Here is a 10,105-nt window from a genome sequence, read left to right as displayed (position 1 = left end):
CGAAGACCAGATCGCCCGGCCGCGCGCCCGCCCGGCTGACCGCCGCGCCCGACGGCGCCCAGCCCAGCAGGGTAGCCGAGAAGCTGGCCGGTCCCGGCGTCTTCACCGTGTCGCCGCCCAGCAGGGAAATGTCGAAGATGGCCTGATCACGCCGCAACCCGGCGACGAAAGCCTCGCGCTCGGGCCAGCCGCAACGCGGGGACCAGTGGCAGGCCAGCAGATAGCCGAACGGCTCGGCCCCCTTGGCGGCCAGGTCGGACAGGTTCACGCGCAAGAGCTTCTGCGCCACCGTGTCCAATGGGTCGTCGGGCAGGAAGTGAACGCCCTCGATAATCGCATCCTTGGTCAGGATGAGGTCGTGCCCCGGACGCGAGGGCAGCGCAGCCACGTCGTCGGCCAGCCCCCTCGCCCATTCCGGATGGGCCAGCGGCTTCAGCAGCCGCTGGATGGTCTCGAATTCACCAGCAACGTCAATCGCGGGCATCACGCGCCACGCCGTCGAGCGCCGCGTTCACGAACTTCGCCTCCGCATCGTCGAAGAAGGCCTTGGCCAGCTCGACGTATTCGTCGATCACGATTTCACGCGGCACGTCGGGCTTGTGCTTCAGCTCCCAGGCGCCGCAGCGAAGCAGGGCGCGCAGGGTCGCGTCCAGGCGTTCCAGCCGCCAGTTGGAAGCCAGGCGCGCCTTGACCGCCTCGTCCACCGCGCGCTGGTCCTCGACTACGCCGTGCACGACAGCGGCGAACCAATCTTCGTCCGCCTCGGCCAGAGGCGCGCCGTCGATGTCGGCGTCGAAACGATGATTGCGGAACTCGCGCACGACGCTGTCGACACCCTCGCCCGCCAGCTCCATCTGGTACAGGGCCTGAACGGCGGCCAGACGGGCGACCGTGCGGGCGCGGCGCTGGCGGCTGGTCAGCTGCGGCTCGGCGCGGGCTTTGTCGGCCTCAGCCAGTTGGGCCATGACTTCGGCGACGGTGGCCGGGGTGGTGGTCGGCTCGGTCACGAGGCCAGTCCTCCGCGAAGACGCTTGCGGATGGCGATCAGGTCCAAACAGGCGCGGGCCGCAAAGCCGCCCTTGTCGCCCTCGCTGAGACGGGCGCGGGCCCAGGCCTGCTCCTCGTCCTCGGTCGTCAGGATGCCGTTGCCGATGGCCAGGCCCTTGAGACCCAGGTTGCGGATGCCGGCGGCCGACTGATCCGAGACGATCTCGAAATGATAGGTCTCGCCGCGGATGATGCAGCCCAGGGCGACATAGCCGTCATAGCGCGGCGCGGTCGGATAGCGACCGGCCTCCTCGGCCATGGCGATCACAGTCGGAACCTCCAGGGCGCCGGGCACGGTCACGACGTCATACTGGACGCCTTGAGCGCGCAGGGCGTCCTTCGCCCCTTCCAGAAGAGCGTCGGCCAGTTCGTCGTAAAAGCGCGCCTCGACGATGAGGACGCGAGTGGGGTCGTTCAAGATTGGTCTTCTCCGTCCATGTCGCGCCAGCCGACGATGCGCAGGCCGTAACCTTCCAGCGCCGTCGGATTGGGTCGCGTCGAACTCATCACGATCATGTCTTTGACGCCGAGGTCGAGCAGAATCTGCGCCCCGACGCCATAGGCTTTCAGCGAGCGATCCACAGCAGCTGGCTTGGCCACGCCGCCCAGCCGTTCGGCCAGACCATGCAGGTCAGGGTCGCGCAGGAAGACGACGACACCCGGCCCGTCCTGGGCCGCCAGCGCCTGCATCGCCTTCGGAATATAGTCCTGACGGGCCTCGACATGGCCCAGCAGGTCGGCGGCGAAGTCGACCTGGTGCATCCGCACGACGGTCGGCTTGGCCGGGTCGATGTCGCCGCGCACCAGGGCGACATGCTCGGCGCCCTCGATGGTGTTGCGGTACAGGATCAGCTTGAACGCGCCGCCGTGGACGCTTTCGAACGGCGTCTCCATCACGCGCTCGACAAAGCGCTCGGTGCGGCGGCGATAGGCGATCAGGTCGGCGATGGTGCCGATCTTCAGCCCGTGCAGCTGGGCGAAGGCGATCAGATCGGGCATCCGCGCCATCTCGCCGTCGTCCTTGATGATCTCGCAGATCACCCCGGCCGGGATCAGGCCCGCCATGCGGCTGATGTCGACGGCCGCCTCGGTGTGGCCAGTACGGACCAGAACGCCGCCGTCGCGCGCGACCAGCGGGAAGATGTGGCCCGGCGAGACGATGTCGTCGGCGGTGCGCGACGGATCGGCCGCCACCTGGACCGTATGGGCGCGATCGGCGGCCGAGATGCCGGTCGTGACGCCTTCCTTGGCCTCGATCGAGATGGTGAAGGCCGTGCCCATGCTCTCGCGGTTCTCGGCGGCCATAGGGGGCAGACGCAGCTGCTTGGCGCGCTCGGACGTCAGGGCCAGGCAGACCAGGCCTCGCGCATAGCGGATCATGAAGTTGATCTGGTCCGGCGTGGCGAACTGGGCCGGAATGACGATGTCGCCCTCGTTCTCGCGGTCCTCGGCGTCCACCAGGATGTAGGGGCGGCCGTTGCGGGCGTCCTCAATAATGTCCTCGATCGAGCTGATCGGGCTGTCGGTGTTGTGGACGGCCAGTTTCATCATGCGGTCTCCTGCCACCGCGCGAGGTAACGCGCCAGCATGTCGATCTCCAGATTGACCTTCTCGCCGACCTTGAGGCCGCCGAGGGTGGTCGCATCCCACGTGTGCGGGATGATGTTCACGTCGAAGCGGCGCTCATGCACCCCATTCACCGTCAGGGAAACCCCATCGACCGTGATTGAGCCCTTTGGGGCGATGAATCTGTGCAGGGGCGCAGGCGCCTCGATCACGATGCGATGCGATCCGCCCTCGAGCGTGATGGACACGACCTCGCCTAGGCCGTCGACGTGGCCGGAAACGATGTGGCCGCCCAGTTCGTCGCCCAGTTTCGCCGCGCGCTCCAGATTGATCCGGCTGCCCTCGCTCCAGTCGCCCAGCTTGGTCTTGGACAGGGTCTCCCCGGACACCTCGACGGCGAACCAGCTATCGCCCTTCTCCGTCACGGTCAGGCAGCAGCCCGCGTGGCTGATGGAGCCGCCCAGGTCGATGCTCGCCGTGTCCCACACGGTCTCGACCTCATAGCGACGGTCGCGGTTGGTTTCACGGACGCTGCGAACGCGGCCGATGTCGGTGACGATGCCGGTGAACATGAAAGCTCCGGTCCCTTCGGACCCAAAAAACAGAGTCTAATTAGTCTAATTCGTCTGAAATTGCGCCTGAGGAGACGTCAGGCGCGGGCGTAGCGTTCCCACAGATCGTCTCCGACAGGCTCGACGCCCAGACGACGGAACTTGGGGGCGTCGGCCAGCTTTGCAAGCGCCAGAGACGCGACGCAGGGCCTGCCCTCCCCGCCCAGCAGGATCGGGGCGCGGAACCACTCAATCGCGTCCACCGCGCCGGCCTGGATGAAGGAGGCGGCGACACGGCCCCCGCCCTCGATCAGGATGGAGCCGATGTTGCGGGCGGCGAGCGCATCGAGGACGGCTGAAATGGCGGGGCGACCGTCTTCGGCGGCGACCGCGACGACCTCTGTCTGACCGATGGCGTGAGGCGCGGCGGTCGTGAGGATCAGGGTGTTGCCGGATGCGACCTTGGCCGTCGCGGGGGTGCGCAGGCGGCTGTCGAGGACGACACGCAAGGGATGCGGCCAGGCATGATCAGGAAGACGCACCGTCAGTTCGGGATCATCGGCCAGCACGGTCTCGACGCCGACCAGAATGGCGTCATGCGCCGCGCGCAGGCGGTGACCCTGCTGGCGCGCCTCCGGGCCGGTGATCCACTGGCTTTCGCCCGTGGCCGTGGCGATGCGACCGTCCAGCGAGGTCGCCAGCTTAAGGGTGACGCGCGGGCGCATCAGTCCTGGCCGGACTTAGTCTCGTCGAAACCCTCGTCGCCGAGGAATTTGGCGAAATCGCCGGTGTGGCGAAAGTCCTTGTAGACCGAGGCGTAGCGGACGTAGGCGACCTCATCGACCGACTTTAGCGCCTTCATGATGAAGTCGCCGACGATGTGCGAGGGGATCTCGGTCTCGCCCAGGCTTTCCAGCTGACGCACGATGCGGCTGACCAGCAGCTCGACCTGATCGGGCTGCACCGGGCGTTTGCGCAGGGCGATGCCCAGCGAGCGTTCCAGCTTGTCGCGATCGAAGGGGGTGCGGCGGCCGTTCCGTTTCAGGATGACCAGTTCGCGCAGCTGCACCCGCTCGAAGGTGGTGAAGCGCCCGTTGCACTGCGGACAGGACCGACGGCGGCGGATGGCCGCGCCGTCGTCAGACGGGCGGCTGTCCTTGACCTGGGTGTCGGCGTTTCCACAGAAGGGGCACTTCATCCAGTCGGTCCCTTAGCGGTAGATCGGGAAGCGTGCGGTCAGTTCGCGCACCTGGGCGGCGACGCCCGCGACGACGGCCGGATCGGCTTCATCGCCGCCGTTCATCGACGAGACGACGTCGGCGATCCAGTGGCCGATCTGCTTGAACTCTTCCTCGCCGAAGCCGCGCGTGGTGCCCGCCGGGGTGCCCAGACGGACGCCCGAGGTAACGGTGAAGGGCGCAGTGTCGAACGGCACGCCGTTCTTGTTGCAGGTCATCAGGGCCTTTTCGAGCTCATGCTCGGTGGCCTTGCCGGTCACGCCCTTGGGACGCAGGTCGACCAGCATCAGGTGGCTGTCGGTGCCGCCCGAAACGATGGCCAGGCCGCGATCGACCAGAACGGCAGCCAGAGCCTGAGCGTTCTTCACGACCTGTTGGGCGTAGAGCTTGAACTCGGGCTTCAGCGCTTCGCCGAAGGCCACGGCCTTGGCGGCGATGACGTGCTCCAGCGGGCCGCCCTGCAGGCCGGGGAAGACGGCCGAGTTGATCTTCTTGCCCAGATCCAAGTCGTTGGACAGGATCATGCCGCCGCGCGGACCGCGCAGGGTCTTGTGCGTCGTGGTGGTGACGACGTGGGCGTGCGGGATCGGGTCGGGATAGACGCCGCCGGCGATCAGACCCGCATAGTGGGCCATGTCGACCATCAGATAGGCGCCAACCGAGTCCGCGATCTCGCGGAAACGCTTGAAGTCGATGTGGCGGCTGTAGGCCGAGGCGCCGGCCAGGATCAGCTTGGGCTTCTCCTTCTGGGCCATTTCGGCGACGTGATCGTAATCAATCAGATGGTCGTCTTCGTTCACCTTATAGGTGACGGGACGGAACCACTTGCCCGACTGGTTGGCGGGCGAACCATGGGTCAGGTGACCGCCGCAGGCCAGGTCCATGCCCAGGAAGGTGTCGCCCGGCTGCAGCAGGGAGAAGAAGACCGCCTGGTTGGCCTGGGCGCCCGAGTGGGGCTGGACGTTGACGAAGGCCGCGCCGAACAGCTCCTTGGCGCGCTCGCGGGCCAGGTCTTCAGTGACGTCCACGAACTCGCAGCCGCCGTAGTAGCGGCGGCCCGGATAGCCCTCGGCGTATTTGTTGGTCAGGACCGAGCCCTGCGCGTCCAGCACCGCCTGGGAGACGATGTTCTCGGAGGCGATCAGCTCGATCTGCTCCTTCTGGCGGCCCAGTTCGCCCTGAATGCCCTTGAAGATCGCCGGATCGGCGTCGGCGAGGCTCTTGGAGAAGTAGGAATCGTGCGTGAAGGCGGTCACAGGCGGCACCCCGAAGGCTGAAAGCGAAAACGGCGGCACCTATCTAGGCCGCGCCGCCGCGCACCACAACATCTAGGGGCCCGCGCCCATTCAGAGCCCCATCGAATATCCATGTTACAAATTTAGTGCACAGGATAACGTTAAGCTTTAACGGAGGGCGTTCTGGACCGGGGAAACGCCATGAAGCAGTTGATCAGCTACGCCGTTGCGGCGTTGAGCCTTGTGGCCACCCAGGCGGCTGCGGCCCCGGTCACCTACTATATTCAGAGCGAGCCCTACGAAACCGTCAGCAATTTCACGGCCTGCCCTCTCGGCGGCTGCACTGTGAAATATGCAAAGTCTAATCGCATCTCGGGATCGATTACTCTTGTCGCACCGCTAGGGTCGAATCTGACGGATGAAGATATCGACCTCCAGATTCATAGTTTCTCGATCAGCGACGGACAAAACACCTACACGGACGCCCAATTCTTTGTAGACGTCTTTGCTCAATCTGCACGCGTCTCAACAGACAGCGCCGGAAACCTGACTTCATTCGAGTTCAAATTCGACAAGACTCATGGAACGCCCTACGGCGAGGCCTCTTATGCAGATTCGAAAGCCAAAGTGTCTTACATCTGGATCAGCAGCGCGCCGTCGCCCGGCGCGGCCGTAGCGGCGAGCAATAGCACCTGCCAGTTTCGCGGCGACAACGTCAACGGCAACACAAACGGCGCAGGCTGCATGATGGCCTATGATACCGACAGTCAGGGGGCTTCAAGCGCATCAACCACAGGCGTGACCATGTCATTGACCCCACCGCCAGCTCCCACGCCGGTGCCGACCTTGTCCGAATGGGCGATGATCCTGCTAGGCGTTCTGCTGACCGGCGCCGCAGCACTGAACCTGCATCGCCGCCGTCAGACCGCCTAACGCCAGAAGATCAGCCGCGAGCCGCCAGCGCCCGCTTCAGCTTGGCGATCGCCACGCGCTCGACCGCGCGCGGTTCGGCGGCGGGGCCGATGGCGGAGACCTCGACGCCGGTGGCCGCGTGAACAGCGGAGCATTTCACATAGGGGCCGTTGCGAATGAACTCGACGATGACCTCGCCGAGCTCGGGATCGGCCGTCATGCGGCGGCCGGTTGACGCGCCACGTTGCAGTGCGACCAGAGCTTGTCCATCGCATCGACCAGCTTGTCGATCATGGCGTCGTCATGGTCCGGCGACGGGGTGAAGCGCAGGCGCTCGGTCCCCTTGGGCACGGTCGGATAGTTGATCGGCTGGACGTAGATGCCGTGCTCTTCCAGCAGCATGTCCGAGATCAGCTTGCAGTGCACCGGGTTGCCGACGTGCACCGGGACGATGTGGCTGACGCTGGGCAGGACCGGGATGCCCGCCTCGGTCAGGCGGCGCTTCAGGGTGGCCGCGCGCTCCTGATGGGCGTCGCGCAGTTCCGGATGCGCCTTCAGATGGCGGACCGAGGCCAGGGCGCCGGCGGTCAGGGCGGGCGGCAGGCTGGTGGTGAAGATGAAGCCCGAGGCCCAGCTGCGCACCGCGTCCACGATCACGGCGTCAGCGGCGATGTAGCCGCCCATCACGCCGATGGCCTTACCCATGGTGCACTCGACGATGTCGATGCCGTCCAGCACGCCGTCACGCTCGGCCACGCCCGCGCCGGTGGCGCCGTACAGGCCCACGGCGTGAACTTCGTCCAGATAGGTCAGGGCGCCGTACTTCTTGGCCAGGGCGATGGTGCCGGCGATGTCGGCGATATCGCCGTCCATTGAATAGACGCTCTCGAAGGCGACCAGCTTGGGCGCATCAGCCGGCGCGGCGGCCAGCAGTTCCTCAAGATGCTCAAGATCGTTGTGGCGGAAGATATGACGTTCGCCGCCGCCGTTGCGGATGCCCGCGATCATGGAGGCGTGGTTCAGCGCGTCGGAAAAGGTGATCAGGCCAGGCAGGATCTTCTGCAGAGTCGACAGCGTCGCCTCATTGGCCACATAGCCCGAGGTGAACAGCAGGGCCGCTTCCTTCTGGTGCCAGCTCGCCAGCTCGGCTTCCAGATCCACGGCCGAGCGCGTGGTGCCCGAGATGTTGCGCGTGCCCCCTGCCCCGGCGCCCGTGCGTTCGACCTCCGCCTGCATGGCGTCGATCACGACCGGATTCTGGCCCATGCCCAGGTAGTCGTTGGAGCACCAGACGACGACGTCCTGCTGAGTGCCGTCCTCGCGGCGACGCACGGCCCGAGGGAACTGGCCGCGCACTCGCTTCAGGTCGGCGAAGACGCGGTAACGACCCTCGCTGCGGACCTGGTCCACAGAGTTCTGAAAGGCGGACTTATAGTCGAACAAGGCGGCGCTTCTTTCGCTTATGCAGCTTTCGCGGCCTAATTGCGCGCACCGCCCTGCCTTGTCCATGTCAGGAGCCGGACAAAACGTCCCAACCCCTTAATTGATAACGATTCTCAGACTTATAACGACAGCAACGGCCATGCTTTGCGAGGCCAGCTTCCAGGCGTAGTCTGAGGCCATGAACAGGCGACATATGATGCAGACGGGACTGGCTGCGCTCGGGGCCGGAACGGCGGGTTGCGCGGCGCCGTCGTCCGGCGCTCCGCGTCCTGCTTATGAGATGCCTCTGGAAAGCGCCCCGCATCAACGGACCCTGATGCAGTGGCCGGTCAGCGTCGATGTCTATGGCGCCCGCGACCTGGCCGCCGTGCAGGCGAACATTCTGGCTATCGCCAATGCGATCAGCGAGCATGAGCCTGTGGCCATGATGGCGGCGCCCGGCGCGCGCGGTCTGAATCGCGCCAAGTTCAGCAGTGCGGTCGAATTCTGGGACATTCCGACCGACGACCTGTGGTGCCGGGACAGCGGCCCGACGTTCGTCAAGGATGCGGCGGGGCAATGGGCCGTCGCTCACATCCGGTTCAACGGCTGGGGAAACAAGCAGCGCCACCGCAACGACGGCCTGATCGCCGAGCGCGTGGCGGCGCGGCTGGGCCTGCCGTTGATCGACAGCGGCGTGATCGGGGAACAGGGCGGTCTGGAGCACGACGGCGCCGGGACCATGCTGGCCCACGCCAGTTGCTGGGTGAACGACAACCGCAACCCCGGTCTGAGCGCGGATGAAATCGCGGATCGGCTGGGCGCAGCCGTCGGCGCTAAGAAAATGATCTGGGCGCCGGGCATCAAGGGCGAGGACATCACCGACTACCACATCGACGCCCTGGCGCGCTTCACGGCGCCGGGCCAAGTGCTGATCCAGATCGACGACGAGATCGACCCCGACGATCCCTGGTCGGCCGCCGCCCATGAAACCCTTGGGATCATCCAGCAGGCCACCGATGCGCGCGGGCGTCCGCTGGAGATCATACGCCTGCCGGAACCGATCGACATTCGCGGGACGTCAGACGACTTCGTGTCCAGCTACGTCAACTACTATGTCTGCAACGGGGCGGTGATCGCCGCCCAGTTCGGCGATCAGGCCGCGGATGACGAGGCTCGGGAGGTGTTGGCCTCGCTCTATCCCGGGCGACAGGTCGTGCAACTCAACATCGATGCCCTCGGCGCATCGGGCGGCGGAATCCACTGCGCGACGCAGCAGCAGCCGGCCTAGATGATCAGGGCGGCGATCAAGCCCGCCAGTCCGACAGTCATGGAGGCGATGTAAAGTCGATAGGTCGTGTGGTAGCGCCGGCCGACGCCTTCGCGCACCCGATTGTCGAGCAAGCGAGCCAAGGTGACGACCATCAGCGAGATGCTGACCAGGATGGTGCCGGCGACCAGCCAGTCAGCCGCGTCCTGAAGCACCCGCCCCTCTTCCTCACTGACCGCCCAATTGGCCATGAAGGCCAGCAGGAAGCCCATGATGATCCCAATGGACGTCACCATGGGCTGGCGATAGCCGGCGACGTCCTCGTGGTAGAGGGGCGGTTCTTCCGTCATTGCGCCAGGGTGTCGATCCGGCCGCGCAGCATCTGGACCATGGCGGAGAAGTCCTTGCCGCCGTAGCCGAGGCCGTTGAACAGGGCGTAGAGGGCCTCGGCCTGAGCGCCCAGGGGGGTCGTGGCGCCGGCCTTGGCGGCGGCGTCCTGGGCCAGTTTCAGATCCTTCAGCATCATGGCGGTGGCGAAGCCGCCTTCATAGTCGCGGTTCGACGGCGCGGTCGGCACCGGGCCCGGCCAGGGGTAGTAGTTGCTGACGCTCCAGCACTGGCCCGAGGACTTGGACGCGATCTCGAAGAAGCGTTCCGGCTCCAGACCCAGCTTCTCGGCCAAGGCGATGGCCTCGCACGTGCCGATCATCGAAATGCCCAGCAGCATGTTGTTGCAGATCTTGGCGGCCTGGCCCGCGCCGTGGTCGCCCGCGCGAATGGTGATGCGGCTCATGGGATCCAGGGCCGGCTCGACGCGGGCGAAGTCGGCCTCGTCGCAGCCGACCATGAAGGCCAGCGTCCCGG

General features: G+C 66.0%; 14 protein-coding genes. 2 read left to right on the top strand and 12 right to left on the bottom strand.

What is annotated here, in order from left to right; genetic code table 11:
* The 8 genes from RT567_RS09390 to glyA all read right to left on the bottom strand — a co-directional run.
* Nucleotides 1-484: thiamine-phosphate kinase (locus tag RT567_RS09390; RefSeq protein ID WP_313576014.1), on the bottom strand; the 484-nt coding region annotated here is incomplete at its 3' end.
* Nucleotides 471-965, bottom strand: coding sequence for a transcription antitermination factor NusB (gene nusB / locus RT567_RS09385; RefSeq protein ID WP_087141445.1), 495 nt, complete (start codon nucleotides 963-965; stop codon nucleotides 471-473). The genes RT567_RS09390 and nusB, both read right to left, overlap by 14 nt.
* A 38-nt stretch (nucleotides 966-1,003) precedes the next feature.
* On the bottom strand, nucleotides 1,004-1,465 hold the full coding sequence (gene ribH / locus RT567_RS09380) for a 6,7-dimethyl-8-ribityllumazine synthase (protein WP_087141414.1): 462 nt from the start codon (nucleotides 1,463-1,465) through the stop codon (nucleotides 1,004-1,006).
* Nucleotides 1,462-2,598, bottom strand: a complete 1,137-nt coding sequence (gene ribB, locus RT567_RS09375) for a 3,4-dihydroxy-2-butanone-4-phosphate synthase (protein ID WP_313576011.1) — start codon at nucleotides 2,596-2,598, stop codon at nucleotides 1,462-1,464. Before ribB ends, ribH begins: the two co-directional genes overlap by 4 nt.
* Nucleotides 2,595-3,185 carry a riboflavin synthase gene (locus RT567_RS09370; RefSeq protein ID WP_313576009.1) on the bottom strand — a complete coding sequence of 197 codons (591 nt, stop codon included), beginning with the start codon at nucleotides 3,183-3,185 and terminating at the stop codon, nucleotides 2,595-2,597. The genes ribB and RT567_RS09370 overlap by 4 nt, the downstream gene beginning before the upstream one ends.
* Before the next feature lie 77 nt (nucleotides 3,186-3,262).
* The gene (gene ribD / locus RT567_RS09365; RefSeq protein WP_313576007.1) at nucleotides 3,263-3,889 is read right to left on the bottom strand and encodes a bifunctional diaminohydroxyphosphoribosylaminopyrimidine deaminase/5-amino-6-(5-phosphoribosylamino)uracil reductase RibD; all 627 of its coding nucleotides are present in this window, start codon (nucleotides 3,887-3,889) and stop codon (nucleotides 3,263-3,265) included.
* Entirely contained in the window at nucleotides 3,889-4,362 is a 474-nt protein-coding gene (gene nrdR, locus RT567_RS09360; RefSeq protein WP_207821992.1) for a transcriptional regulator NrdR, read from the bottom strand. Before nrdR ends, ribD begins: the two co-directional genes overlap by 1 nt.
* A gap of 12 nt (nucleotides 4,363-4,374) precedes the next feature.
* Nucleotides 4,375-5,658 carry a serine hydroxymethyltransferase gene (glyA, locus tag RT567_RS09355; protein ID WP_313576004.1) on the bottom strand — a complete coding sequence of 428 codons (1,284 nt, stop codon included), beginning with the start codon at nucleotides 5,656-5,658 and terminating at the stop codon, nucleotides 4,375-4,377.
* 180 nt (nucleotides 5,659-5,838) lie between these two features.
* Between glyA and RT567_RS09350 the strand changes: the two genes are divergently transcribed.
* A complete protein-coding gene (locus RT567_RS09350) occupies nucleotides 5,839-6,570 on the top strand; it encodes an IPTL-CTERM sorting domain-containing protein (RefSeq protein WP_313576002.1) in 732 nt (243 codons plus the stop codon).
* A gap of 10 nt (nucleotides 6,571-6,580) precedes the next feature.
* Here the strand turns inward: RT567_RS09350 and RT567_RS09345 are convergent, their stop codons facing one another.
* Entirely contained in the window at nucleotides 6,581-6,769 is a 189-nt protein-coding gene (locus RT567_RS09345) for a DUF6898 family protein (RefSeq protein ID WP_313576001.1), read from the bottom strand.
* Nucleotides 6,766-7,992 carry a 5-aminolevulinate synthase gene (gene hemA, locus RT567_RS09340; RefSeq protein ID WP_313575999.1) on the bottom strand — a complete coding sequence of 409 codons (1,227 nt, stop codon included), beginning with the start codon at nucleotides 7,990-7,992 and terminating at the stop codon, nucleotides 6,766-6,768. The genes RT567_RS09345 and hemA overlap by 4 nt, the downstream gene beginning before the upstream one ends.
* A 178-nt stretch (nucleotides 7,993-8,170) precedes the next feature.
* Here hemA and RT567_RS09335 point away from each other — a divergent pair, with 178 nt between their 5' ends.
* Nucleotides 8,171-9,262, top strand: a complete 1,092-nt coding sequence (locus tag RT567_RS09335) for an agmatine deiminase family protein (RefSeq protein ID WP_313575997.1) — start codon at nucleotides 8,171-8,173, stop codon at nucleotides 9,260-9,262.
* Here RT567_RS09335 and RT567_RS09330 read toward each other — a convergent pair.
* Together RT567_RS09330 and RT567_RS09325 are read right to left on the bottom strand one after the other, a co-directional pair.
* Complete coding sequence (locus RT567_RS09330; RefSeq protein ID WP_313575995.1) at nucleotides 9,259-9,591, bottom strand: hypothetical protein; 333 nt, start codon at nucleotides 9,589-9,591, stop codon at nucleotides 9,259-9,261. The two genes, RT567_RS09335 and RT567_RS09330, sit on opposite strands and share 4 nt — an antisense overlap.
* Nucleotides 9,588-10,105: NAD-binding protein (locus RT567_RS09325; protein WP_313575993.1), on the bottom strand; the 518-nt coding region annotated here is incomplete at its 5' end. The genes RT567_RS09325 and RT567_RS09330, both read right to left, overlap by 4 nt.

This window comes from Brevundimonas sp., assembly GCF_032107865.1.
Taxonomy (GTDB): Bacteria; Pseudomonadota; Alphaproteobacteria; order Caulobacterales; family Caulobacteraceae; genus Brevundimonas.
Note: the sequence above shows the minus strand (reverse complement) of the source record. Positions and strands in the feature narration are given on the sequence as shown.